Raw genomic sequence first — 24,430 nt, 5'->3', positions numbered from 1 at the left:
GGGCCGATCGTGGCTTCAACCGGGGCCGGCACTCGCTCGGGCGCTCAGTGACAAGCCCCTCCCGGGCGGCGCCGCTCAGGTGCTGGTGGTGCAGGTGGCGGGCTTCTCGCTCAGGGTTTCGACGAGGCGGGTGGCGGCGGGGACGTGTTTCGCGTACGCGTTGGGGTAGGCGGAGATCTGCACGGCCTGGGCGGCCTCGGTGACGCGCATGGTCTGCCAGCCCTTGGTGCGGAGCAGTTTGTCGTAGAACTTTCCGGTTTGGTACGCCGGGTCGGTCAGTTGCTTCGGGGTGCCCCACCCCTGGCTGGGGCGCTGCTGGAACAGGCCGATGGAGTCGCGGTCGCCGCCGGAGAGGTTCCGCAGGCTGGATTCCTGCAGGGCGGTGGCGATGGCGATGACCAGGGCCTGTTCGGGTACCCGGCGGTCGTTGCCGACGGTGACGATGATGCGCGCGTTGGCGACCTGCTCGTCACTCCACTTGCTCTTGGCCGACGTGGCCGCAGCGGGGGTGGTGGGGGTGCACCCGGCGTCCGCCTTGAGCATCGGACTGATGACAAAACCGGCCACAACGGCGGCCGCGATCACGAAAAGCGCGCGCAAGATCAGGGGTACCTTCCGGGGAGTGGGCCCGGGAAGGCTACCCGGCGATGATCCAGTGCGGACATCGACCGATCGGACTGCGTGCGGGGGCCCGGCCAGCCGAAGTGGACGCGCGCGGCCCAGCGGTTGAGGGGCGGCAGGGCGGTTGAGGCGCGGCTCAGCGGTTGAGGTAGGCGGCCAGTCCGCCCAGTTCCTCGCTGGCGATGAAGACCGAGCGGACGTTGATGATGGCCTCCTCGACGTGGTCGGGGCAGCCCCAGGCCGCGTCGCCCCAGGAGTCGGCGATCTTGATCTCGGCCGGGGCCTCGCAGGGCGGGACGCCGCCGAGCTGACAGTGTTCGGGGTGCGGCGCGGTGGCCTGGGCGGTCGCGGCGGCCCGCATCCGGGCGGCCAGGTCGGCGGCCGCGGCAGCGCGTCGTTCCGCGTCCCGGACGGCCTCGGCCAGCTCTTCGAGGGCGGCCCGGGCGCGTTCCTCGGCGGCCAGCCGGGCCTGCTCGTCGTGGTGGCGTTCGATGGCCAGGGCGGCCGTGCCGGCGAAGATCCGGGCCAGGGTCAGATCGGACTCGTCGGGGACGCGGGGTGTGCGGTGGTACATGGCGAACGTGCCGAGCAGCGCGCCGTCGCGGGCCAGCACAGGTGTGGACCAGCAGGCGGCCAGGCCGGCCCGGCCGGCCAGGTCGCGGAAGTCGGCCCAGAACGGGTCGGTCGCGATGTCGGTGACGATGACCGGTTCCCGCCGGTGGGCCGCGGTGCCGCACGAACCGATACCCTCGCCGGTGGCGATCCCATCGATGGCCTCGTTGTAGAAGTCGGGCAACCCGGGCGCGGCGCCGTGCCGCAGGTGGCGGCCGTCGGGGTCGGCCAGCAGCACCGAGACGAGCACCTCGTGCGGGGTCAGCCGTTCGATGCACCGGGCCATCCCGTCGAGCACCTCGGGCAGCGGCGCCTGGCGGGCGATCAGCTCGAGCAGGGCGATCTGCCCGGCGTTCGCGCTCTCCACCGCGTCCATCGGGCCGGCCGTGGTCGCTCGCTCGTCAGTCATGGATAGTTGTCTACCAGCAAACACTGAGTTTCTGCGACATCGGTGCAACCCGGCGAGCCGGTCGGCGCCTCTAGGTGTCGACGAGAGGAGACCGGTTCAGTGGATGCCGAGTCGGAAGAGGGCTTCCGGGAGTTCGTACAGGCCCGGTTCGCACCCCTCCGGGCGCTCGCGTACGTGACCTGCGGCGACTGGCAGGCGGCGGAGGACGCGGTGTCCGGCGCGCTGTCCCGGCTGTATCTCAAATGGGACAAAGTCGCGACGCCCGAGGCGTACGCCCGTAAGGCCGTCATCCGGGCCGCGATCGGGGAGAAGCGCCGGCCGTGGCGCCGCGAGCACGCCGTGGGCGAGGCGTTCCCCGACGTGGTGGCCCCGGACCGGTCGGGCGACGTCGACGAGCGGCTCCGGCTGCGGGCCGCCCTGCGCCGGGTGCCGCCGCGGCAACGGGCCGCTCTGGTGCTGCGCTACATCGAGGGCCTGAGTCTCGACGAGACGGCCGAGGTCCTCGGGTGCGCCCCGGGCACCGTCAAGAGTCAGACCAGCCGCGGCCTGGACACGCTACGCGCCGTCCTGGCGGCCGAGATCACCGAGAAGGGAGCGGGCCATGTCGTATCGGATCGAGGACGTGCTTGAGTCCGTGCAGGAGGGGGCGCCGGCCCCGCGCACCAGCACGGCCGACATCATCGGCCGGGCCAAGAGGATCCGGGCCCGGCGCCGGTGGGCCGCCGTGGCCGGTGCCGGCGGCGCGGCCCTGGTGACCGCGGTCGCAGTGGTGGCCGGGTTGACCGGCCCGGCCCCGCGGGCGTCGCACGTGGACGCGCCGGCCGACACCTCGCGCGCCCCCGTCATCAGAGACTTCGAGCAGCCCGAGGGGCTGGGCTTCACGGCCGGCGGCGGACGCGTCGGCCGCTGGCAGATCGGGCCGGTGGGGCTCGCGACCCTCGGCTACCAGCAGATCCCGGTCTATCGCGACGGCCGGACGATCGAGGCCGACGGGGTGAAGTACCCGTACCCGGACGCCCGGATCACCCTGTACCGGCCCGGCGCGTACGACATCGCGTCGTTCGGCGTGGGCCCGCGGTCGTGGGTGAGAGTCGGTCCGCCGGTGAACGTCACGATCGCGGGGCGGCCCGGCATCGAGCGCAGGTACACGTTCGAGCTGATCGACCGCGACGACCTGGCCGCCAAACGGAGGACGAACCCGAGGATCGCGCCGAACGACCCCAGCATCAAGAAGAAGTTGTTCACCCGTACGGCGTTCGCGTGGAAGTACGACGGCCCGGCCTGGGCCACCTTCGTCCCCGAGGCGGACGAGGAACCGCTCAGCCGCGAGCAGTCGCTGGCGATCGTGGCCGCGCTCGAACCGCGGCCCGCGCAGCCGGCCCGGGTCCCATACACCCTGGGCTGGTTGCCTGAAGGGTTGAAGGTGACAGCGGTCGATCAGAGCGAGACCGACCTCGTCTCGCGGCTCATCGTCGACCGCCGGTCGCCGACCCGCGAGGAACTGCAGCAAGACCTGGACATCTATATGGGCCGGGGCCGGCTCTCGATCTGGCGGGGCCAGCCCAAGACGAGCAACGCGCCGACCGGTGGCCGCGACCTGAAGTGCACCGACAGCGGCGGCTACTGCACGCTGCTGATCGACGGGCAGCACTTCGCCGAGTTCGAACGGTCCGGCGGGCTCTCGATGGACGAGATCCGGCGCATCCTGCGCGGGCTGACCTTCACCGATGTGGCTGACCGGGACGCGTGGAAGCCGATCTAGGCCGCCCCGAGCACGGCCTGGATGCTGGTCACGGCCCCGCCCCGGGCCCAGTCGCTGAAGGTCAGCGGGGCCACGGTGATGTCGAGGACGCAGCGCTGCGTCTCGTGCGGTCCCGGTCGCAGCCGGTCGGCCACGGTCGCGGCCATCACCGGTGACTCGGCGATCTCGGTGATGTCCTCGCCGGCCAGCACGATGCGGGTGCTCTGCAGGGCGCCGGCGAAGGTGGCGGCCAGATGACCCAGGGCCCGGGCCGCGTCCTCGACGCGGGCCGGGCCGGTCGCGCCGCGGCGCTCGATGTCGTCCCGGTTGAGATAGGCGGCCACGCAGCCGGGGTGCCCGAGGCTGCATTCCGGGCCGCGGCCGTCGACCGGGGCGTGCGCGAGCAGGTGGCCGTTGTCGATGAGGTGCTCGACCACGACGCCCTCGCGGACGACGCCGAAGCCGAGACCGGCCCCGACCGTGATCACGCCGAAGGTGGCGTGGGTGCGGCCGGCGCCGAACCAGAGCTGCTCGCGGGCCAGGGCGGTGACGTCGTTGCTGACGACCACCGGCAGCCCGGTGCGGTGCCGCAGCGGGATGGTGAGATCCACGTCGCGCCAGCCCAGGAACGTGCCCTCGCGGACCACGGCCCGGTCGGTGACGACGCCACCCAGGGTGACCCCGATGCCGTCGACCGAGGGCACCTTGCGGCCGAGCCGGTTCACGAGCTGGGCCAGCACCCGGACGGTGCCGTCGACCGGCACCGAGCCGTCGGACCGGGGAGCCAGCAGCGCGGCCTCGGCGGTGGCCTTGACGTCGCCGAGCATGTCGCACACGACCCCGTAGGCCCGGGTCGCGGTGAGTTTGCAGCCGACGACGTGGCGGGCCCCCGGCACCACGGACAGGATCTGCCGCGGCCGGCCCACCCCGGGCGCCGGCTCGGCGTTCTCGGCCACGATGCCGTCCTCGACCAGGGACCGGGCCAGCCGCGACATGGAGGCGGGGGAGACCCGCAGCAGGTCGCTCAGGTCGCCCCGGGTGGCCGGCCCGTGGACGAGCAGATGGCGGGTCACGGCCAGTTCCCCGGTGGAGAGGCTCACGAATCCAGATTACGGAGAGACTCTTGCCGATGGCTCAGCGGGTCGTTAGTTTCAACCTGACTGAAATTAAGCGGTTGGAGGGCCCATGCTCCGACGTCCCGCGCTGCTTCCGGTCATCGCCCTGCTCGCCGGTGTCGTCCTCACCGGCTGTTCCTCCGGCGACGACCGGACCACCATCACTTTCTTCCAGTTCAAGCCCGAGGCCCAGCAGTACTTCCAAGACCTGGCGGCCCAGTTCGAGCAGGCCAACCCCGGCATCCGGGTGGTCGTGGACAACCCGGCCGACCCCGAGACCGCGCTGCGTACGCGGCTGGTCAAGGACGACGTCCCCGACGTCATGACGCTCAACGCCAACGGCACCTTCGGCGAGTTCGCCAGCGCCAAGATCTTCCGCGACTTCCGGAACGACCAGGTGCTGGGCAACGTCAACCCGGCCTACCTGTCGGTGATCGGTAACCTCGGCACCGGTTCCAAGGGCGAGATCAACGGCGTCCCGTTCGCCGCCAACGCCAGCGGGCTGCTCTACAACGAGGAGTTGTTCGAGCAGAACGGGGTCGAGGTGCCGACCACGTTCGACGAGCTGATCGCCGCGGCCGAGAAGTTCAAGGCGGCCGGGATCACGCCGTTCTACGGGATGCTGGCCGACGCCTGGACCGCCCAGTCGCCGCTCGCGCCGCTGTCGTCGCAACTGCAGCCACCCGACTTCTTCCAGCAACGCTTCCAGGATCGGACGACGTTCGCCGCCGGCTGGCGCGAGACGGCCGAGAAGCTGGCCCGGCTGTACGAGTTCACCCAGCCCGACCCGCTGTCCAAGGGCTACGAGGACGGCACCGCCGCCTTCGCCCGCGGGGAGTCGGCGATGCTGCTGCTCGGCAGTTACGCCGTACCGCAGATCCGCAACGGCAAGCCCGGGTTCACGGTGGGCAGCATGGCGTTGCCGGCCACCGACGACCCGGCCAGGACGACCCTGGTCTCGGGGGTGGACGTCGTGATCACCGCCTCCCGTGAGGGGGCACACCCGGCCGAGTCGAGCAAATTCATCGACTTCCTGATGGGCGAGAAGGTCATGCAGGACTACTGCAAGGCCCAGGTGGCCATTCCGACGCTGAAAGGGCTCAGCAACAACGACCCGGCGCTGTCCGGGGTGCAGAGCTTCATCGAGGCCGGCCGCATCGTCGGGTTCACCGACCACCAGTTCATCCAGGCCATCCCGCTCGGGCCGCTGCTGCAGGAGTTCCTGCTCACCGGCGACGAGAACAACTTCCTGAGAAAGCTCGACGACGACTGGGACAAGGTGGCCAAGCGGCGCACCTGGGGCCTCGGGGCGGTGATCGCGTCATGACCACACAGACACCCGTACGCCCGCAGACCCGGGCCGGCCGGGAGGAGCCGCAGCGCAAGAAGGGCGTACGGCTGGCCGGGGCCTTCTATCTGATGGTGCTGCCCGCGTTCGTGCTGTTCTTCGTCTTCCACACGATCCCGGTCATTCAGGGCGTCTATTACAGCTTCACCGACTCGCCCGGTTACGGACCGGCCGACTTCGTGGGGCTGCGCAACTACATCGCGCTGTTCACCGATCCGCGGGTGCTGCACGCGTACTGGTTCACGTTCCTCATCGCCGCCGTGGCCACGATTCTCGTCAACATCGTCGCGCTGGCCATCGCGATCGGGCTCAACGGCAGGATCAAGTTCAAGAACGGCCTGCGCGGCATCTATTTCATCCCGAACGTGCTGGCCATCCTGGTCGTCGGCTACATCTTCAACTACCTGTTCTCGAACTCGCTGCCCGCGCTGGCCGAGAAGCTCGGCATCGACGCGCTGTCGACGTCGCTGCTGACCAAGGCCAGCACGGCCTGGATCGCCATCGTGATCCTCGCCGTGTGGCAGTCCGCCGCCTTCAACATCATTATTTATCTGGCCGGGCTGCAGACCGTGCCGACCGAGATGTACGAGGCGGCCAACCTGGACGGCGCGTCGGCCTGGCGGCAGTTCCGCAGCATCACGTTCCCGATGATCGCCGGCTTCTTCACCATCAACATGGTGCTGTCGCTCAAGGGTTTCCTGCAGATCTTCGACCATATCGTCGCGTTGACCGGTGGCGGGCCCGGCACCGACACCGAATCGGTCGCCCTGCTCATCTACAAGGGCGGCTTCCAGGGTGGCGAATACGGCTACCAGAGCGCCAACTCGGTCATCTTCTTCATCGTCATCGTCGGATTCTCCATCGTTCAGCTGCGGGTGCTGCGGCGCCGGGAGGTCGAGGTCTGATGTCCACGTCAGCCAGCGAGACCGGAACACTCGTCGGGCGCACCTCGGAGCCCACGCCGCGCCGGAAGGGGCGCAGCGGACCCGGCGTCAACTGGTGGCTCACCGCGTTGCTCAGCGTGCTGGCGCTGACCATCGCGATCCCGCTCTATTTCGCGGTCGTCACGGCCCTGAAGACAACTGACCAACTCGGCGGTACGGGGTTCGGGCTGCCGACCGACATCCGGTGGGAGAATTTCGCCGACGCGTGGCGGTTGACCGATTTCCCGACCACCGCGCTCAACAGCGCCATCATCACGGTCGGGGCCGTGGTGCTGACCCTGTTGACCAACTCGATGGTGGCCTACGCCATCGCCCGCAACATGAACCGGCGCCTGTTCAAAGGGCTGTACTTCTATTTCGTGTCGGCGCTGTTCGTGCCGTTCCCGATCATCATGCTGCCGGTGGCCAAAGAGACGGCGATCCTCAACCTGGACAACCGGGTCGGCCTGATCCTGCTGTATGTCGTTTATGGACTCGCGTTCAACATCTTCATCTTCACCGCGTACATCAACAGCATTCCGCAGGCGCTCGAAGAGGCCGCGGCCATCGACGGCGCGTCCACCTGGGCCATTTTCTGGCGGGTCATCTTCCCGCTGCTGGCCCCGATGAACGCCACCGTCGGCATCCTGACCTGTCTGTGGGCCTGGAACGACTTCCTGCTGCCCCTGGTCATCCTGTCCGATCCCGGCTCGGCCACCCTGCCCCTGGTGCAATACGTGTTCCAGAGCCAGTTCCAGACCAATTATCCGGCCGCTTTCGCCAGCTATCTCATGGCCATGGCGCCCCTTCTCATTGTGTACGTCTTCGCGCAGCGCTGGGTCATCTCCGGAGTCACCCGGGGTGCCGTCAAGTGATGACCGCCCACCTGATCGGAGCGCCCGGCGGCACCGGCCTCGTGCTCGTCGAGCACGCCGACCGGCTGCCGACCGTCGCGTGGTGCGGCGTGGTCGATCCGGCGACGACCGCCGCCGACCACGCCGCCCTCACCCCGGACGGCCTGCCGCTGCTGCCCGAGGGCTCGCACACCTGGTACGGGCGTCCGGGGCTCTCCGGCCACCGCGGCGCCGGCGAACCCGGGGCCTGGTCCCCGTGGTTCGTGCCGACCTCGATCGCCGTCACACCGCACCACGCGACGATCGCGGCCGCCGACAAACAGGCCGGGCTGACGCTGCGGACCGACGTCGAGACGGTGCCCGGCGGCCTGCTGCGCCTGCGGCACGCGCTGACCAACGACGGGCCGACGGAATACCAGCTCGAGGCGCTCGACGTCGTCGTGCCCGTCCCCGACCGCGCGGTGGAGTCGCTCGACTTCACCGGGCGCTGGGCCCGCGAACGGACCCCGCAGCGCAGGCCGATCACCGACGGGTTGTGGCTGCGCGAGAACCGCCGCGGCAAGACCGGTTTCGACGCGGCCACGGTGTTGACGGCCGGCACACCCGGCTTCGGCTTCGCCGGCGGCGAGGTGTGGGGCGTGCACGTCGGCTGGAGCGGCAACCACCGGCACCGGCTCGAACGCATCCCGCTCGGCAAGAACAACCCGACGGTCACCGCGCTGGGCGGCGGCGAGCTGCTGCTGCCGGGCGAGGTGACACTGGCGCCCGGGGCCACCTACGAGACGCCGTGGGCGTACGTGGGCGCGGCCGGCGACGGGCTCGACGGGCTCGCGGCCCGATTCCATGACTACCTGAGGTCCGTACCCGCGCACCCCGGTTCGGAACGGCCGGTGACCCTGAACGTGTGGGAGGCGGTGTACTTCGACCACGACCTGACGGTGCTGCGCGACCTGGCCGACCGGGCCGCGCGCATCGGGGTGGAACGCTTCGTGCTCGACGACGGCTGGTTCGGCGGCCGCCGCCATGACCGGGCCGGGCTGGGGGACTGGACCGTCGCCCCCGCGGTGTGGCCGGACGGCCTGCGGCCGATCATCGACCACGTACGGGAAGCGGGTCTGCAGTTCGGTCTGTGGTTCGAGCCGGAAATGGTCAACGCCGACTCCGACCTGTTCCGGAACCACCCCGAATGGATCCTGGCCACGGCCGGCCGGACGCCGCCCGAGGAGAGGCACCAGCAGATTCTCGACCTGGCCCAGCCCGGCGCGTACCGGCACATCCTCGACCGGATGAGCGCGGTGCTGAGCGAATACCCGGTCGACTACGTCAAATGGGACCACAACCGCGACGCCGTGGACGGCGGTTCGGGCGTGGTCGCCGGCCGGCCGGGCATCCACGCGCAGACGGTGGCGTTCTATCGGCTGCTCGACGAGTTGCGGTCCCGGTTCCCGCACGTCGAATGGGAGAGCTGCGCGTCCGGCGGCGGCCGCATCGACCTCGAGGTGTTGCAGCGCGCCCAGCGGGTGTGGACGTCGGACCAGAACGACGCGCTGGCCCGGCAGGCGATTCAACGGTGGACCGGGCAGTTGGTGCCGCCGGAGTATCTCGGGGCGCACGTCAGTTCGCCGCGCTCGCATCAGACGCATCGCGCATTGCCGTTGGACTTCCGGGCCGGCACCGCGTTGTTCGGCCATTTCGGCATCGAGTGGGATCTGACCAGCGCCACCGACGATGAGTTGGATGCGCTGGCGCGTTGGATCGAGCTCTACCGGACGCACCGCGCGTTGCTGCACGGCGGCCGCACGGTCCGGCTCGACTCGGCCGTCGAGAACGCCTGGGTGTACGGGGTGGTGGCGCCCGACCGGTCAGCCGCGATCGTGGCCTACGCCCAACTCGACGAGCTGCCGCACGAACCGCCACGCTTCCGCCTACCCGGCCTGTCGCGCGCGGCGCGCTACTCCGTACGCCGCATCGACCCGGCCCCGTGGCCGGAATACGACGTCCCTGCCGTTCTTCTCAGCGGTGCAGCCCTGGCCGACACCGGCCTCCCCGGCCCACCCCCGGCCCCCCAGTCGATCGTTGTCGTGCTCGTGACCGCGGAACCCTGATCGATACGCTGGCCGCATGTCTCCCGAAGCGGCGGGATTGTTCGCCCAGGTGCAAGCGGCCCTGCTCATCGCCGTCGTGGTCGAGATGCGCGGCCCGGCCGACGACCGGGTGCCCCGGCGTCTGGCGTTCTGGAATCCACTGGCCGTCTTCACGGTCTTCTTCGGACTGGCCGTCAACCTGACCAGCGTGGCCGCCGACAAACCACTGCCCGGCTTCATGGTCTTCGCAGTGGCGGGCGCGACGGCCTTCACCGCCTATATCCTGCTCACCAATGCCTTCCACCGAGCCATGGTGCTGCTGGGCCCCAGCGGCCGAGGCCAGGGCGCCCTGCTGGTCGCCGTTTTCGCGGCAGGTATGGCGGCGTTGGTGACGTGGGCTTACGCCTTCTTGTATGCGTGACAGCCCGACGTCGGTGACCGCACCGATCCGGTCGGTCTACTTCGAGCGGTTGACGGCGAACGGGTCGCGCAGGGTTCGCATGGTGGTCTCGCCGCTGTCGGAGGCCGGGGTGGTGGGCTGCTTGTCGTCCGCGGACGGGGCCGCGAGGAACAGCGCCGTCGGCGCCGGAGCTTCGGGATGCGTGGTCGAGGCCGGTCGCGGGTCGTGGCTGAAGCCACCGGGGATGGTCGCGGGGTCGGCGCTCGGTGAGGAATTTGTCACGGTCGGGCGGTGCCTTCCGGGGAAAATGAGAATGAGCCGGACGGCGGCCCGCTGAACCAGTCGGGCCGCCGTCGGGCCGGGCGAATCAGATGACGCGGATATTCGCGGCCTGCGGGCCCTTCGGGCCCTGGGTGATGTCGAATTCCACGCGCTGGTTCTCGTCGAGGCTGCGGAAACCGCTGGCCGAGATCGCCGAGAAATGGGCGAACACGTCCGCGCCGCCGTCGTCCTGGCTGATGAAGCCGAAGCCCTTGTCGCCGTTGAACCATTTCACGGTGCCAGTAGCCATGTCTGCTGCTCCTTTGTGGGGCCGATCGGGCCCGCGGAAATGCGGGACCCGTGCGCCGCCGCGTTGATGACCCGCGTCGGAGAGCGACACGAAAAACGAAAAAGCGCCTGGCGGGTTTCAGATAACCCCGCAGGCGCCCAGAACGTCCATGGAAATCAAAACTGCAACGCCGCGACCGTATCACAGACAAGACAGGTCGGCCGTCCTGCCGAGCGGAACGGCGCGTACCGTAGCCCTTTGCTCCGATGTTCCTCCCCCGACCCCCAGGGAACGCCATGCCTCTCACACCGGCCGACATCCACAACAAGGAGTTCGGGAAGTCGGCCCTGGGCCGGCGGGGCTACGACGAGGAAGAAGTCGACACCCTGCTGGACGACGTGACCCGCGAGATGATCAGGCTGCTCGAGGAGAACGAGGCGCTGCGGATCCGGCGCGACGCCGTTCCCCCGGCCCGTCGCCCGCAGGCGCCGGACCGGGCCGTCGAGCAGGAGTTGTCCGCGGCGTCGGCCGCCCTCGACCGCGCGCACCGCGACTGCGACCGCGCCGAGCAGCAGGCCCGGCAGACCCGGCGCCAGCTCGACGAGGCCCGGCAGGCCGCCGCCGCCCCGCCGCCCCTGGTCCGTGACGAGGCGCCCTCGGAACTGGTGCTGGCCATGGCCCAGCGGACGGCCGACAACTACATGCGCGAGGCCGGCGAGAAGTCCGAGGTGCTGCTGGCCGAGGGGCGCGAGGAGGCCGCGCGCACCGGTGACGAGGCCCGGCGGCTGGCCGACTCCATCGCCCGCAAGGCCCGCCGGCAGCAGGACGAGGCGGCGGCCGACCTCGAGGTGCGGCGGGCCGCCCTGGTGATCGAAGTGGACGAACTGGAACGGTTCGCGGCCGACTACCACGCCGCCCTGCAACGCCAGCTGGCCCGCCAGGGCGAGCTCATCGACGGGAAGAAGTAGCGGCGTACTCGCGGGCACCGTACTCAGGCGGTTGAGTACGGCAGCTCACGCGGCCACCCCCGGCCGGTTCATAGGTTGATCCCCATGACCTGCGACATCGAGAACGAGCGCCTCGTCCGGCCGTCCGACCTGCGGGGCCACCGGGCCCGCCACAGCCGCCCGGCCCGCACCCGGCGGTGGATCGCCGCCCTGACCGGACAGAAGCCGTGACCTCAGGGAACAAGCGCAAGCGCCGGGGGATGTTCGGCACCGTCCTCGATTTTCTGGGCGCATTGTTCAACGCCATCGTCACCTGATCCGCCGGGATCTGACCATCGCCGTGACCGGCACCAAGGCGGCCGTGGCCGTGCGGGCGGCCGGGGGCCAGGCCGAACTGGTCACGTACGACCAGCAGAAGCTCGACGAGATCAAGGCGGCGCTGGACGCGGTGGAGCCGAAGATCGCCGGGACGTCGTGGGGGATCGACCCGCGCGGCAACCGGGTGGCGGTCGAGGCGGACGGGACGGTCAGCCCGGCTGGGAGCTGTCGTCGCGCCGTACGGGAAGGCAGTGAGCCTGACCCGGATCGGCGGGCGCAACAAGCTCGCCGCGAGCCCGTTCACGTCGGGCGGCCAGGGCATCTACAACGACACCTACCGGTGCTCGCTCGGGGTCAACGCCCGGAACAGCGCGGGCCAGCGGTACTTCCTGACCGCCGGGCACTGCGCCGCCGACGCCTATTACAAGGTGTCCGGCGGGACCCGGCTCGGCACCCTGCACGAGGCCGACTACGGCAGCCGCTACGGCAACGACTTCGCGATCGTGACCTACACGAACAGCAACGTCTCGGCCTACGGCACGGTGTGGGTCAACGGCGAGGAGAAGCAGATCGCCAGCTCCGGCATACTGACCCGAGAGTGACATCGGTCGCTGCGGCGCCCCTGCGGGGAGGGCCGCAGCGACCGTCTTTTCTATCGTTGTGGGCGGATTGGCAGCTGCCTGTGACGGAGGACTGCGGTGAGGTTCCGGATCCTGGACGGGTTCGAGGTCGAGCACGACGGTCAAGTGGTCGGTCTCGGGCCGGGCAAACCGAAGCTGCTGCTGGCCGTCCTGGTGAGCCGCCTCAACGAGTCGGTCACCGTGCCGGAGCTGGTGGACGCCCTATGGGGCGAGCAGCCGCCGGCGTCGGCGGTCGAGAACCTGCGCAGCTACGTCCACCGGCTGCGGCGCCAGCTCGGGCACGACACGCTGGTGCGCGAGGGAGTCACGTACTGCCTGGTGGCCGAGCCGTCGACGGTGGACGCGCGGCAGTTCGAGGCGGGGATCGCGGCCGCCGACGACGCCGTGGGCCGGGGCGAGCTCGAAGAGGCCCGAGACCGATTTCGTACGGCGTTGAGCGGCTGGAAGAGCCGGCCGTTCGGAGCACTGGCCGAGGAACGGGCCCTCACCGCGTACGTCATGCGCTTGGAGGAATTTCGGCTGTCGGCTCTGGAACGGAGCTTCGAAGTCGAGCTCGACCTGGGGGCGGGGGCGGGGATCACGGTCGAGCTGACCGTGCTGACCAGCGAGAACCCGTACCGGGAACGGCTGCACGGGCAGTTGATGCGCGCGCTGAGCGGCGCCGGGCGCAAGGCCGACGCGCTCAAGGTGTACCGGGACCTGCGCGAGACCCTGGTCGCCGACCTGGGCATCGAACCGGGCGGGGCGCTCACCGAGCTGCAGCAGGCCATCCTGCGTGATCAGCCCGCCCCGGCCCGCCCACCGGCCGAACTGCCCCCGGCCACGTCCTATTTCACCGGACGCTCGGCCGACCTCAAGCGCCTCGACGAGCTGGCCGAATCGGGCCTGGTGGCGGTGGTCGGCCCGCCCGGGGTCGGCAAGACCGCGCTGGTGGTGCAGTGGGCGCACGACGCGGCGGCCGGCTTCCCGGACGGGTCGCTCTTCATCGACCTGCACGGCTTCCACCGGCAGCGGCCCATGCCCACGGCCGAGGCGGTCGGGCACCTGCTGATCTCGCTCGGCGTCGAGGCCCGGGCCGTGCCCGCCCGGCACGAGGACGCGGTCGCGCTGTACCGCTCGATGGTCTCGGGCCGGCGCCTCCTGGTCGTGCTCGACAACGCCCGCTCGGCCGAACAGGTGCGCGACCTGCTGCCCGGCAGTCCCGCCGCGGTCGCCGTGGTGACCAGCCGCAACCGCCTGACCGGGCTGGTGGCCGGGCACGGGGCGCGCTCGCTGACCGTGCCGCCGCTGCCCCCGGCCGACGCCGTCGAACTGCTCGGCCGCTTCCTGGACGACACCCGTGTCGGCGCCCAGCCCGGCGCGGCCACCGACCTGGTCGAGGCGTGCGACCGACTGCCGCTGGCCGTGTGCATCGCCGCCGCCAACCTGGCCGAGGACCCGCGCCGCGACATCGCCACCCACCTGTCCGACCTGCGCCTCGACCGTTTCGCCGCGCTCGCGGTGGACGGCGAACGCGACCTGCGGGTGGCCGCCACGTTCGATCTCTCCTACGAGAGCCTGGATCAGGCCGAGCAGCGTACGTTCCGGATCCTGGGTGTGCTGCCGTGTCACGACTTCACCCCGGAGTCGGTCGCCGCGGCCACCGCCGGCACGGTCGACTCGGCCCGCCGCCGGTTGCGCCGCCTCGCCCGCGCCCACCTCGTCGAGCCCCGCGGCGCCGACCGCTACGCGCCACACGACCTGCTGCGCGAGTACGCCCGGGGGCGCGCCGAACCGGCCGAGGCCGAAGAGGCGACAAGCCTTCTGTACGAGTACTACCTGCGCCGCTGCGACAGTGCCGCGCGCGCGATGTACCCGCAGATGATCCGCTTGCCCTATCCGGAGGACCGCCCCCGCGACGCCGAGCCGGCCGCGGTGCCCGACCTCGTGGAGTGGCTGAACGCCGAACTGGCCAACCTGGTCGCGGTCGGCCTGCAGCCCGGCTCGTGGCACCTGGCCGACCTGCTGCGCGGCTGGTTCTGGGGCCGCGGCTTCGGCGACCAGTGGCTGGCCGTGGCCACGGCCGCCGCCACCGCCGACGATGTGCGGGCGCGGACGATGGCCGCTCTGAGCCTGGGCAACTACTACCAGCGGCGGCACGACGCTCCGGCCGCGCACGCCCAGTACGCGGAGACGCTGCGGCTGAGCCGGGACGCGAGCTGGCCCGAGGCCGAGGCGGTGGCGGAGAGCGCGATCGGGTCGCTGGCCTTCATCCAGGGCGACTTCGAAACCGCCGTCGACCACCTGGAGAACAGCCTCGACGTCACGCGCCGCAGCGGCGGGCGGCCCGCCGGGGACGCGTACAACCTGTTGGCGGGCGCCCAGTTCAGCCTGGGCCGGTTGGCGGCCGCCCGGGAGTACCTGCTCATGAACCTGACGCTGGCCCAGCAGGACGGGGCTCGCACGGCCGAGGCGCTGACCCGCGGGAACCTGGCCATGGTGCTGTGCCAGCAGGGCGACGCCGAAGGGGCCGTGGCCGAGGCCACCGAGTCGCTGCGGCTGGCCCGCGAGCTGGACGAACCGATGCTCGACACCGTGGCCCGGGTGTCGCTGGCCACGGCGGCGGTCGATCCGCAGCAGGCGCGGCAGCACGCCGAGCACGCCGCCGAGGTGAGCTCGACCGTGGGCGACGTCGGGGGCGAATGCCAGGCCCGCAACGCGCTGGCGCCGGCCTACCTCGCGCTGGGCCGCACCCACGACGCGATCAGCCAGTACTCGGCGGCGCTGCGCCTGGCGGCTCAGGCCTCCGACGTCTACGTCGAGATCGACGCCACCACCGGCCTGGCCACGGCCTACCTGTCCCAGGGCGACCTGCCACAGGCCGCGACGACAATCGAGCGGGCCGTGGCCCGGGCCCGCACGGCGGGCTATCGGGTGTTGCTGGCCCGCGCACTGACCGTCCAGTCCACAATCAACCGCCGGCAAAACCGTTCCCCCGAAGCAGACGCGGCGCTACAGGAAGCCCACCAACTCCGCGACGAAACCGGCTGCGTCCTGCCGTCAGTCGTTGCTGCGGGTGGCCTGTGACCATACGCAGCGCCACTGATGGGCGTGCTCATCCCGCCGGTAGCAGTCGAGGTGCCACGCGTTGAGTGATTCGTAGGGGCCGCCGCCGACGGCTATCTCGATCGCGGATCGGTACTTCACCACGGCCACGCCGGCGTCGGCCATGACCTGGAGCGGTGTCACCGGTTCGAACCGGCGGTAGTCGATCGATCCGTCGGCGATGCCGCCGAGGTAGAACGCCTTGTCCCACTCCCCGCCGCCCGGATTGACCAGGATGAAGTCGTCGGAGTGCAGGTCGTCCAGGAGCGCGCTGTCCGCGGCCACCAGCGCGGCGAGCCGGCGCCGCTCCAACTCTCCCGGGTCGACGTCAGTCATCCGGCCACCGTAGTACCGTCACGGCGGGTGGTTCCCCGGCACCCACCTGCTCTTCACCTGGGCCTGGCACCGGTCGATGATCTGGTCCAGCCGGTCCGGCGGGCCCCGGGGTTCGTCATCCGGGCCTCGGCGGTCGTGGTTGAGCCGGACGTGCTGCCGGCCGCTCCGAATCCGGCCGAGGTGCTGGTCACGGTGCGCGTGGCCGGCATCGGGGGCCGGCCGACACCTACGCCGGCACGGTCTTCTCGTCCGACGGTCTCGTGGCCGAGTTCCAGGTGGCCATCGACGAGATCGGCCTGCCGCTGCCGTGAGTCAGGGCGTCGCGCAGCTGCGAGCGCCGGGTGACGTGCAGTTTGGGGAAGATGCGGTAGAGATGGGAGCTGACCGTGCGCGGCGACAGGAACAGGCGGGCGGCGATCTCTTTGTTGGACAGCCCCCTTGCGGCCAGCGTCGCTATCTGGGCTTCCTGGTCGGTCAGCACCTCACCGCCGGCCGGGGCCTCGCTGCGTACGCCCGAGGCGCGCAGTTCGGTCGCGGCGAGCTCCGAGAAGTGGGCCGCCCCGGCCGCGTCGAACAGGCGGCGGGCCTCCCGCAGGTGCTGCCGGGAGTCCAGGATCCGGCGTTCCCGGCGGAGCCAGCTTCCGTACGCCAGGTGGGTGCGCGCCTGCTGCAGCGGCAGCCCCGCCCGTTGTCCCGCGGCCAGCGACCGCCGGAAGTGCAGCTCGGCCGCTCCGGACTAGTCGACCAGGGCCCGGGCCCGCTCGTAGGTGGCGTCGACCTCGGGCGAGTCCAGGGCCAGCACGTCCGGGTGCAGGTCGGCCAGCGCCGCGCGGGCGGCCACGGTCTCGCCGGCGGGCACGGCCGCCTCGGTGAGGTCGCCGATTGCCCAAAGGTACGTGGTGGCGTGCACGGACGTACGACCCAGATGGTCCCAGGCCTCGCGGTAGCGGCGCTCACTCAGCGCGAGCAGGCCCGCAGCCCAGTGGCGGTTGGCCCGCACGATCGGCCACGCCGTCGGCGCTGTCCGCTCGCTCGCCTCGAACGCGGCCCGGCTCCCGGCGGCGTCGCCCAGCCAGGCCTGCGCGAGGGCCTCGGCCGCGTACCCGGCCGCGGTCTGCATCGGCAGGGCCAGCGCCTCGCTGAGCCGGGTCGCGACCCGGGCCGCGACCAGACCCCCGCGCGGGTCGCCGATGACGTTGCGCGAGGTCGCCAGGGCCACCTCGTGCCGGGCCTGGTCGGCTCCGCTGCCCCCGGCGCGCAGGGTGTCGCGGATCTTCTCGTGCAGGGGAACGGACCGGGTGACGCGCTGCACGGCCGAGACGATGTGCGCGAAGTTCACCGGCAGCGCGCCCGGGTCGGACTCCCACAGCGCGAGCATCTCGTCGAGCCGGGGCACGATCCGCTCGGCGAACCGGGGTGGGTCGAGCGCGGCCAGCAGCAGCCACTTCCAGGGGCTCCACCGGGGCGTCCGGATGGCCAGCACGTGCTCGACGGCCTGCTGCACGACCGGGCCGTCCCCGCCGTACAGCCACACGAGCGGGCCCATCGGCCACAGCAGCCGGAGCAGGTTCTCGTCGAAGTCGGCAGCGTCCCGGCCGGCCAGCTCGCGGGCGAAATCGGCGTACGGCTGCAGGTCGGGCCGGGTCGCGCTGGCGAACGCGGCCGTGCCGGCCCGCATGGTGTGCAGCATGAGCCGGACGACCGGGTCGTCGGTGAGCGGCCGGGCCCGGCCGACCAGCTCGGCCACCAGGTCGGTGAGCCCGGCCCGCCGCGCGTGCTCGGCCGCGTCGACCAGGCGCCGGGCCCGGTCGCGGGGGCCGGTGGTGAGTTCGGCGGCCCGGCTCAGCGCGGCCGCGGCCTCGGCCGGAGCGCCCCGCCGGGCCAACTCCCGGGCCGCTTCCTCGAGCTCCCGGGCGATGTCGTCGTCCCAACCCAGGACGGCGCCGGCCCGGTGCCAGGCCCGCCGGTGGGGGTCGGCCACGACGGCGGCCAGGGTCTCGTGGGCGGCGATGCGCTCCGTCAGCGCGGCCCGGCCGTAGACGGTCGAGCGCAGCAGCGGATGGCGGAAGCGCAGGTTGCCGCCGCTGACGGTGAGCAGCCCGTGCTCCTCCAACGCGCCGAGCTCGCCCGGTCCGGCGCCGACCGTGGCCGCGGCCGCCATCAACTCGGCCAGGCTGATGTCGACCCCGGCCACGGCCAGCAGCAGCAGGCGCCGGGCGCGCGGGTCGAGCGCGCCGACCTCGGACGCGAAGGCACGTTCGAGCCGCGCGGTGATCGGGACGACGCTGTCCTCGATCGTCGCGCCGGTGCGGGCGGCGTGGAAGAGCTCGCCGAGCGCGAGCGGATTGCCCTGCGCGAACCGCAGCACCAGCTCGTGCCGGCGCGCGTTCAACGGCTCGCCCAGAGCGGCCAGGAAAAGCTCCGATTCGGTACGACTGAGGGCGGGCACGGCCAGGTCCGTGCCCCCGGGCCCGGCGAAGGTGTCCCCGTCCCACCCGGACCGTCGCCACGAGCACGACCCGGGGGCCGCGCCGGTTCCGCACCAGAAAGCTGATCACGTCCCGGGTCGACGGGTCGAGCCACTGCCAGTCGTCGACGACCAGAGTGACCGGCCGCGTGGCCGCGGCCGCCTCGACCAGGCCGACGACGGCCAGCCGCAGCAGCAGCGCGTTCCCGGCCGCCTCCGGCTCCTCGCCGAACGCGCCGGCCAGGGCCTGCCGCTGCCGCTCCGGAAGCCCGGATCCGAGGGCACGCACCGGGTGCAGCAGCGTGTGCAGGCCGGCGAACCCGACCGGCATCTCGTTCTGCAGGGCGGCGCAGCTCAGCACGGTGTGCCCGGCCTCGGTGGCCCACCCCCGGGCGTACTCGAGCAGGGCGTTCTTGCCGATGCCGGCCGGCCCGGTCAGGAAGACGGCCGGCGGCCCGTCGGGCGGCGCGGTCAGCAGGCGCCGGAGCTCACTGGTCTGCGACTCACGACCGATCATGGCGGCAACTCTGCCGCGCCGCGGGCCGGGTGGCATCCGTGACGTTACGTATCCGGGCGTCGTCGCCGGTGACGCTGCCCTCACCGGGTGAGGTCGGCCACGGTCGACACCGGGAGTGATCTTTGCCTAGCGTGGTCGCGTGGACGCCTTTCGTATGGTCGGCCGGGAGGCGGAGAGCGCCGTGCTGCGCGACTTGATCGCGGGCGCGCGCGAGGCCGGCGCGTCGCTCGTGCTCGAGGGAGACCCGGGCATCGGCAAGACCGCCCTGCTCGATCTGTCCGCCGGCGAGGCCGCGCGGGCCGGGTTCCGGGTGCTGCGGTGCACGGGGCTGCAGAACGCGGCGCCGGTCGGCTTCGACACGCTGCACGAGCTGGTGCACCCCCTGTTGCCGCTGGCCGAGGCCCTGCCGCCCCGGCAACGGACCGCCCTGATGGTGGCCTTCGCGCTGCAGGACGGGGAGGCTCCGGACCGCCTGGTGGTCAGCCTGGCCTGTCTGGGGCTGCTGGAGGAGGCGGCCGGCGAACGGCCGCTGTTCGTCGCGGTCGAGGACGCGCAGTGGCTCGACCCGTCCAGTGAGTCCGTCCTCACCTTCGTCGCCCGCCGGCTGTCGCAGTCGCCGATCGTGCTGGTGGCCACGATGCGCACCGGTTCGGACGGTGCGGAGCAGTGGCCGCGGCGCCTTCCGGTCGGGCCGCTCGACGACCGGGCCGCGGCCGCGGTGCTCGACGACCTGGCCGCCGATCTGCCCGCCCCGGTCCGGGCCCGCGTGCTGAACGAGGCCGGCGGCAACCCGCTCGCCCTGCGCGAGCTGCCCGCGGCCCTGCGCGAGCACGGGATGGAGCGGGTGGCCCTGAACTCCCGGCTGCCCACGACCAAGCGGCTGGAACGCGCCTTCCTGACCCAGCTGGCCCAGCTCCCGGCGGGCGGCCGGCGCCTGCTCGTGCTGGCCGCGGCGGCCGACGGGGCCGACCTGCGGGACATCCTGGCCGCGGCCGGGGCGGTCGACGCCGGTGTGGCGGATCTCGAACCGCTCGAGTCGACCGGCCTGGTCGGCGCCTACGGCGGCGGGCTGCGCTTCCGTCATCCCCTCGTCCGGTCGGCGGTCGAGGGCGCCGCGACCACCGCGGAGTGGACGAACGCCCATCTCGCCCTGGCCGCGGTCGTACCCGATCCGGCCCGGGCGGCCTGGCACCGGGCGTCGGCCACGGTCGAGCACAGCGAGGCGGTGGCGGCCGAGCTCGACGCCGCGGCCGGACGGGCCCGCCGGCGCGGCGCCCAGCCCGAGGCCGTACGGGCCTACGAGCGGGCCGCCGCGATCTCACCCGGCCCGGCCGAACGGGCCCGCCGGCTCGCCGCCGCGGCCGAGGCCGCCCGCGCGACCGGGATGAACTTCGAGGCGATGCGGTTGCTCGAACAGGCCGAGGCGATCGTGACCGAGCCGGAGACGATCGCCGCCATCGCCGCCACCCGGCTCAGTTTCAGCATGCAGGTCGGGGTGCCCGGCTACAGCCGGGCCGAGCTGGCCGCGATGAGCCGGGCGTTGTCGAAACGGCCCGAGGACGTCGACCGCCGGATCCGGATCCTCTGGGGCGCGGCCATCAACGCGCGCGGGCGCAACCTGCCCCGGGCCGAGTGGAGCCGGCTGACCGCGGAGCTCAAGAGCATCAGCCGGGCGAGTCCGCTGCGGTCGATCGCGCTGGCCATGCTGGCCCCGCTGGGCGAGGCCGCGGAGCTGCGGGCCCGGCTGCCGGCTCTCATCCCCGAGCTGGCCGAGCACGGTCAGGGCCTGCTGACCTTGGCCATCGCGGCCGAGTCCCTGCAGGATCTGGAGACGGCGTTCACCGCCTGGGACCTCTGCTGCGAGTGGTTCCATCACCACGGCCAGCCGGCCGATCACGCGCAGGCCCTGCGTGGCCGGGCCAACGTCCACCTGCTGTGGGGCCGGTTGGTCGAGGGGCTGGCCGACGCCGAGTACGCCGTCCGCATGGCCCAGGACACCGGGCAGCCGTTGACCGAGAGCACCGCGTACGCCACGGTGGCTCGCGCCCACGCGCTGCTGGGCGAGCTGGACGCGGCGCGCGCGGCGTTGCGGGCCTTCCACGAGCTCGACCGGCTCGGGCCGCTCGCCCTGGCCAGCGCCGACGCGCGCTGGGCGGCCGCCCTGACCGGCCTCAGCGAGCACCGGGTGGCCGACGCGCTGGTCGAGTTCGGGCACATGGGGGTGCACTCGACCCGCGCGCTGTGGGCGGTGGCCGACCACACCGAGGCGGCGGTGCGGGCCGGCCGGCCCGAGGCGGTCGCCGACGCGGTGCGTACGGCCGGAACGACCGCCGCCGCCCTGGGCTCGGAATACCTCACCGCCCTGGTCGAGCGGAGCCGGGCCCAGCTGGCCGGCGGCGACGACGCCGAGGACCACTTCGAGCGGGCCCTGCACGCCGGCTCGGTGAGCGACGCGCCGCTCGAGCTGGCCCGCACCCACCTGCTCTACGGCGAATGGCTGCGGCGCCGGCGCCGGGTGGTCGACGCCCGCCGCCACCTGGCCGAGGCCCTGCGCCGCTTCGACGCCATCGGTGCCCGGATGTTCGCCGAGCGGGCCGCCGGCGAGCTGCGCGCGGCGGGGGAGGCGCCGTCCCGGCCGAACGCCGCTGCTCCCTCACCCCGCCAGAGCCTGACCCCGCAGGAGTGGCAGGTGGCGCGCCTGGCCGCCGACGGTCTCACCAACAAAGAGATCGCCGATCGCGTCTACCTGTCCCATCGCACGGTCAGCACGCACCTCTACCACGTGTATCCCAAACTCGGCGTCACCGGCCGCAACCAGCTGGCGGCCGCCCTCGGCGAGGTCGATCAGACCTGACTGGCGCCGCCGTCCACGTAGATCTCGGCGCCGGTCATGTACGAGCTGGTGGCCGAGGCCAGGAACACCACGGCGTCGGCGATCTCGTCCGGGGTGCCCAGCCGGTCCATGGGCACGCCGCTGGCCGGGCCTTTGAGCAGCTGCTCGGCGGCCTCCGGGTCGGGTGCGAGGCCGCTCAGCCCGGGGGTGGCGATCGGGCCGGGGGCGATGCTGTTGACCCGGATGCCCCGGCCGACCAGCTCGGCCGACCAGCTGCGGGCGAACGAGCGCAGGGCGGCCTTGCTGGCCGCGTAGACGCTGAACGACGCCGCGCCCTTCACGTCGATGTTGGAGCTGGTCAGGATGATCGACGCGCCCCGGTTGAGCAGCGGCAGCACCGTCTGCACGGTGAACAGCGTCCCGCCGACGTTGGTGTTGAAGGTGTCGGCGTAGTGCTCCCAGGTGATGCCGCCGAGCGCGGCGAACTCGCCGCCGCCGGCGTTGGCGAACACGACGTCGAGGCCGGCGCCGTGCTCGCGAATCGTCGCGGCCATCCGCTCGAGGTCGGCCGCGTCGGCGACGTCGGCCCGGATCGCGGTGGCCCGGGGGCCGATGGCGGCGACCGCGTCGTCCAGGGCAGCCTGGCGGCGCCCGGTCAGGAAGACGTGGGCGCCCTCGGCCGCCAGCTTGCGGGCGGCGGCCAGGCCGATGCCAGAGGTGGCCCCGGTGACCAGCGCGGTCTTGTCGGTGAGCGTGCTCATGAGGAGATCTCCTTCGTGGTGACGAGGCCGGCCAGCTCGCGCCACTGCGCGCGCGGGAGGCTCGAGGAATCGGTGCTGAGGACGTCGAGCGCGAGGTGGTCGGCGCCGGCGTCGTAGTGCTCGGTGATCCGCCGGTGCACGTCCTCGGGGGAGCCGTGGGCGACCAGCGCGTCGATCAGGCGGTCGCTGCCGCCGGGACCCAGGTCGTCGTCGCCGAAGCCGAGGCGCCGTAGGCCGGCCTGGTAGGTCGGGAAGCCGAGGAACAGGCCGATGCCGGCGCGAGCGGTCGCGCGGGCCCGGGCCCGGTCGGTGTCGAACACGACGGCCAGGTGCGGGGCGATGAACGGGCCGGGACCGACCCGCTCGCGTTCGGCGGCCACGTAGCCGGGGGTGACGAGGAACGGGTGCCAGCCCGCGGTGCGGGCCACGGCCAGGTCGACCATGCGCGGGCCGCCCGCGCCGAGCAGCCGCCGTGGTGGTCCGACCTGCGGCCCGAGGCCGTCGAGGTAGCGCGACATCGTGACGACCGGATTCCCGTACGTCTGTCCGTGCGCGCGGGCGCCGGCCGAGCTCCCGATGCCCAGGCCGACGACGGTCCGCGGGCCGTGCTCGGCGTCGAGCCGCGCGACCCGGCCGGTCAGGTCGGCGGCCGTCTGACCCCAGATGTTGAGCACGCCGGTGACGACCCGGCTGCGCGGGGCGCCGCCGAGCACATGACCGACGTCGTCGAGCGTGCCGGCGCCGTCCATGCCGGGCAGCCACAGTGTGTGCCAGCCCAGGTCGTCGAGTTCGGCCGCGAGGTCGCGCAGCTTCGGGCCGCCGGCGTGGCGCAGCCGGGCGCTCCAGAGACCCGCCCGGCCCAGTTCTTCGCGCATCACCGCCTCCATTTCTGTATCGCTCGGTATGTAATTAGAGAAGCTAGCACCGGGGCCAGGAATTCTGTACTGATCGGTTGGGTGGCTCGCGTCACGCCAGCAGGACCTTGCCGCGCTGGGCGCCGCTCTCCAGGCGGGTGTGGACGGCGGCGGCCTCGGCCAAGGGCACGATGCTGTGGGGCTGCAGCGTCAAACGGCCGGTAGCGAGCCGGTCCATCACCAATTGCAGGGCCGGGCGTACGCCGGCGGGCACCACCTCGGACAGGGCCACGCCGAGCTGCGGGCCGCGGGGGTCGCTCAGGGTGATGACCCGCTCGGGGCCGCCGGCCAGCCTGACCGCGGTCCGCAGGTCGCTGCGGCCGGACGCGTCGAGCACCGCGTCGACCGGCTGGGCGAGAGTGGAGGTGTAGTCGACCGGGGTTGCGCCGAACTGTTCCATCGCGGCGAAGTCGGCCGGGCGGACCGCGGCGATCACCTTCGCGCCACGCTCGACCGCGAGCTGGGTGGCGATCGTGCCGACCGAGCCGGCCGCGCCGAGGATCAGCAGCGTCTCGCCGTCGGACACGCCCAGTTGGTCGAGCACGCGGACGGCGGCCTCGCCCGAAGCGGGTGCGGCGGCCGCGTCGGCCCAGTCCACTGCGGGCGGTTTGGGGACCCAGTGGTCGGCCACGACCAGGCCGGCGTATCCGCCCAGCCGGGGCAGGAAGACGGCCACCTCGTCGCCGTCGCGGACGTCGTCGACGCCGGGGCCGGCGCTCTCGACCACGCCGGCCGCCTCGAAGCCGAGGACCGTGCCGGGGGCGGCCGGGAACGCCGCGCTCAGGTGGCCGGCCCGAATGGCCAGGTCGGTCGGGCCGACGCCGGAGAAGCGCGGCAGGATGCGGATCTGGCCGGGGCCCGGTGCGGGTACCTCGATGTCGGTGAGCCGGAGCTTTTCCGGCGGGCCGTAGCCGTCGAGGACAACTGCTCTGGTCATGGTGGATCCCTTCGCGTC

The 24,430-nt window shown here is 72.3% G+C and carries 23 protein-coding genes and 2 pseudogenes; 13 read left to right on the top strand and 12 right to left on the bottom strand.

Annotation, left to right across the window (positions count from 1 at the left end; genetic code table 11):
- Nucleotides 1-75: 75 nt before the first annotated feature.
- Entirely contained in the window at nucleotides 76-600 is a 525-nt protein-coding gene (locus M1L60_RS24400; protein ID WP_253239821.1) for a peptidase M23, read from the bottom strand.
- A 157-nt stretch (nucleotides 601-757) separates the two neighbouring features.
- Nucleotides 758-1,642 (bottom strand): GAF domain-containing protein, encoded by an 885-nt coding sequence (locus M1L60_RS24395; protein ID WP_253239820.1) that lies wholly within the window; start codon nucleotides 1,640-1,642, stop codon nucleotides 758-760.
- A gap of 99 nt (nucleotides 1,643-1,741) precedes the next feature.
- On the opposite strand from M1L60_RS24395, the gene M1L60_RS24390 reads away from it, so the two are divergent.
- Together M1L60_RS24390 and M1L60_RS24385 are read left to right on the top strand one after the other, a co-directional pair.
- Nucleotides 1,742-2,272, top strand: coding sequence for a SigE family RNA polymerase sigma factor (locus M1L60_RS24390; protein WP_253239819.1), 531 nt, complete (start codon nucleotides 1,742-1,744; stop codon nucleotides 2,270-2,272).
- Nucleotides 2,244-3,404: a hypothetical protein gene (locus M1L60_RS24385; protein WP_253239818.1), complete on the top strand. Its 1,161-nt coding sequence runs from the start codon at nucleotides 2,244-2,246 to the stop codon at nucleotides 3,402-3,404. Before M1L60_RS24390 ends, M1L60_RS24385 begins: the two co-directional genes overlap by 29 nt.
- Here M1L60_RS24385 and M1L60_RS24380 read toward each other — a convergent pair.
- Entirely contained in the window at nucleotides 3,401-4,483 is a 1,083-nt protein-coding gene (locus M1L60_RS24380) for an ROK family protein (protein WP_253239817.1), read from the bottom strand. The two genes, M1L60_RS24385 and M1L60_RS24380, sit on opposite strands and share 4 nt — an antisense overlap.
- An 85-nt stretch (nucleotides 4,484-4,568) precedes the next feature.
- On the opposite strand from M1L60_RS24380, the gene M1L60_RS24375 reads away from it, so the two are divergent.
- Genes M1L60_RS24375 through M1L60_RS24355 form a run of 5 tightly spaced genes read left to right on the top strand, consistent with a single transcriptional unit; the run spans nucleotide 4,569 to nucleotide 10,128 of the window.
- The gene (locus M1L60_RS24375) at nucleotides 4,569-5,825 is read left to right on the top strand and encodes an ABC transporter substrate-binding protein (RefSeq protein WP_253239816.1); all 1,257 of its coding nucleotides are present in this window, start codon (nucleotides 4,569-4,571) and stop codon (nucleotides 5,823-5,825) included.
- Complete coding sequence (locus M1L60_RS24370; protein ID WP_253239815.1) at nucleotides 5,822-6,751, top strand: carbohydrate ABC transporter permease; 930 nt, start codon at nucleotides 5,822-5,824, stop codon at nucleotides 6,749-6,751. Before M1L60_RS24375 ends, M1L60_RS24370 begins: the two co-directional genes overlap by 4 nt.
- Complete coding sequence (locus M1L60_RS24365; protein ID WP_253239814.1) at nucleotides 6,751-7,644, top strand: carbohydrate ABC transporter permease; 894 nt, start codon at nucleotides 6,751-6,753, stop codon at nucleotides 7,642-7,644. The genes M1L60_RS24370 and M1L60_RS24365 overlap by 1 nt, the downstream gene beginning before the upstream one ends.
- Nucleotides 7,644-9,728 (top strand): alpha-galactosidase, encoded by a 2,085-nt coding sequence (locus M1L60_RS24360; protein WP_253239813.1) that lies wholly within the window; start codon nucleotides 7,644-7,646, stop codon nucleotides 9,726-9,728. The genes M1L60_RS24365 and M1L60_RS24360 overlap by 1 nt, the downstream gene beginning before the upstream one ends.
- 16 nt (nucleotides 9,729-9,744) lie before the next feature.
- Nucleotides 9,745-10,128: a hypothetical protein gene (locus M1L60_RS24355; protein WP_253239812.1), complete on the top strand. Its 384-nt coding sequence runs from the start codon at nucleotides 9,745-9,747 to the stop codon at nucleotides 10,126-10,128.
- A 36-nt stretch (nucleotides 10,129-10,164) separates the two neighbouring features.
- On the opposite strand, the gene M1L60_RS24350 is transcribed toward M1L60_RS24355, so the two are convergent.
- Both M1L60_RS24350 and M1L60_RS24345 read right to left on the bottom strand, forming a co-directional pair.
- On the bottom strand, nucleotides 10,165-10,389 hold the full coding sequence (locus M1L60_RS24350; RefSeq protein WP_253239811.1) for a hypothetical protein: 225 nt from the start codon (nucleotides 10,387-10,389) through the stop codon (nucleotides 10,165-10,167).
- A gap of 85 nt (nucleotides 10,390-10,474) precedes the next feature.
- A complete protein-coding gene (locus M1L60_RS24345; RefSeq protein ID WP_253239810.1) occupies nucleotides 10,475-10,678 on the bottom strand; it encodes a cold-shock protein in 204 nt (67 codons plus the stop codon).
- A gap of 275 nt (nucleotides 10,679-10,953) precedes the next feature.
- On the opposite strand from M1L60_RS24345, the gene M1L60_RS24340 reads away from it, so the two are divergent.
- The 5 genes and pseudogenes from M1L60_RS24340 to M1L60_RS24325 all read left to right on the top strand — a co-directional run bounded on the left by M1L60_RS24340 (nucleotide 10,954) and on the right by M1L60_RS24325 (nucleotide 15,629).
- Nucleotides 10,954-11,625 carry a DivIVA domain-containing protein gene (locus M1L60_RS24340; protein WP_253239809.1) on the top strand — a complete coding sequence of 224 codons (672 nt, stop codon included), beginning with the start codon at nucleotides 10,954-10,956 and terminating at the stop codon, nucleotides 11,623-11,625.
- Between the two features lie 84 nt (nucleotides 11,626-11,709).
- Nucleotides 11,710-11,835, top strand: coding sequence for a hypothetical protein (locus M1L60_RS47130; RefSeq protein WP_256517003.1), 126 nt, complete (start codon nucleotides 11,710-11,712; stop codon nucleotides 11,833-11,835).
- A 109-nt stretch (nucleotides 11,836-11,944) separates the two neighbouring features.
- Nucleotides 11,945-12,085, top strand: a pseudogene (locus tag M1L60_RS48330) (S1 family peptidase); the annotation flags it as partial.
- 88 nt (nucleotides 12,086-12,173) lie between these two features.
- Nucleotides 12,174-12,524 carry a chymotrypsin family serine protease gene (locus M1L60_RS24330; RefSeq protein ID WP_253239807.1) on the top strand — a complete coding sequence of 117 codons (351 nt, stop codon included), beginning with the start codon at nucleotides 12,174-12,176 and terminating at the stop codon, nucleotides 12,522-12,524.
- A gap of 96 nt (nucleotides 12,525-12,620) precedes the next feature.
- Nucleotides 12,621-15,629 (top strand): AfsR/SARP family transcriptional regulator, encoded by a 3,009-nt coding sequence (locus tag M1L60_RS24325; protein ID WP_253239806.1) that lies wholly within the window; start codon nucleotides 12,621-12,623, stop codon nucleotides 15,627-15,629.
- Here M1L60_RS24325 and M1L60_RS24320 read toward each other — a convergent pair.
- The 4 genes and pseudogenes from M1L60_RS24320 to M1L60_RS48325 all read right to left on the bottom strand — a co-directional run.
- The gene (locus M1L60_RS24320; RefSeq protein WP_253239805.1) at nucleotides 15,603-15,983 is read right to left on the bottom strand and encodes a nuclear transport factor 2 family protein; all 381 of its coding nucleotides are present in this window, start codon (nucleotides 15,981-15,983) and stop codon (nucleotides 15,603-15,605) included. The genes M1L60_RS24325 and M1L60_RS24320 overlap by 27 nt on opposite strands.
- Before the next feature lie 226 nt (nucleotides 15,984-16,209).
- The gene (locus M1L60_RS24315) at nucleotides 16,210-16,464 is read right to left on the bottom strand and encodes a response regulator transcription factor (RefSeq protein WP_253239804.1); all 255 of its coding nucleotides are present in this window, start codon (nucleotides 16,462-16,464) and stop codon (nucleotides 16,210-16,212) included.
- Between the two features lie 255 nt (nucleotides 16,465-16,719).
- Nucleotides 16,720-18,432 (bottom strand): ATP-binding protein, encoded by a 1,713-nt coding sequence (locus M1L60_RS24310; protein WP_253239803.1) that lies wholly within the window; start codon nucleotides 18,430-18,432, stop codon nucleotides 16,720-16,722.
- A gap of 118 nt (nucleotides 18,433-18,550) precedes the next feature.
- A pseudogene (locus tag M1L60_RS48325) lies at nucleotides 18,551-18,967 on the bottom strand (ATP-binding protein); the annotation flags it as partial.
- 139 nt (nucleotides 18,968-19,106) lie between these two features.
- On the opposite strand from M1L60_RS48325, the gene M1L60_RS24300 reads away from it, so the two are divergent.
- Nucleotides 19,107-21,821 (top strand): helix-turn-helix transcriptional regulator, encoded by a 2,715-nt coding sequence (locus M1L60_RS24300; RefSeq protein ID WP_253239801.1) that lies wholly within the window; start codon nucleotides 19,107-19,109, stop codon nucleotides 21,819-21,821.
- Here M1L60_RS24300 and M1L60_RS24295 read toward each other — a convergent pair.
- The 3 genes from M1L60_RS24295 to M1L60_RS24285 all read right to left on the bottom strand — a co-directional run bounded on the left by M1L60_RS24295 (nucleotide 21,812) and on the right by M1L60_RS24285 (nucleotide 24,412).
- Nucleotides 21,812-22,561, bottom strand: a complete 750-nt coding sequence (locus M1L60_RS24295; protein WP_253239800.1) for an SDR family oxidoreductase — start codon at nucleotides 22,559-22,561, stop codon at nucleotides 21,812-21,814. The two genes, M1L60_RS24300 and M1L60_RS24295, sit on opposite strands and share 10 nt — an antisense overlap.
- Nucleotides 22,558-23,436: a TIGR03620 family F420-dependent LLM class oxidoreductase gene (locus M1L60_RS24290; RefSeq protein ID WP_253239799.1), complete on the bottom strand. Its 879-nt coding sequence runs from the start codon at nucleotides 23,434-23,436 to the stop codon at nucleotides 22,558-22,560. Before M1L60_RS24290 ends, M1L60_RS24295 begins: the two co-directional genes overlap by 4 nt.
- A gap of 91 nt (nucleotides 23,437-23,527) precedes the next feature.
- Nucleotides 23,528-24,412 (bottom strand): NADP-dependent oxidoreductase, encoded by an 885-nt coding sequence (locus M1L60_RS24285; RefSeq protein ID WP_253239798.1) that lies wholly within the window; start codon nucleotides 24,410-24,412, stop codon nucleotides 23,528-23,530.
- Between the last annotated feature and the right edge of the window lie 18 nt (nucleotides 24,413-24,430).

This window comes from Paractinoplanes aksuensis, assembly GCF_024137025.1.
GTDB lineage: Bacteria > Actinomycetota > Actinomycetes > Mycobacteriales > Micromonosporaceae > Actinoplanes > Actinoplanes aksuensis.
This window is presented reverse-complemented; position numbering and strand designations above follow the sequence as displayed.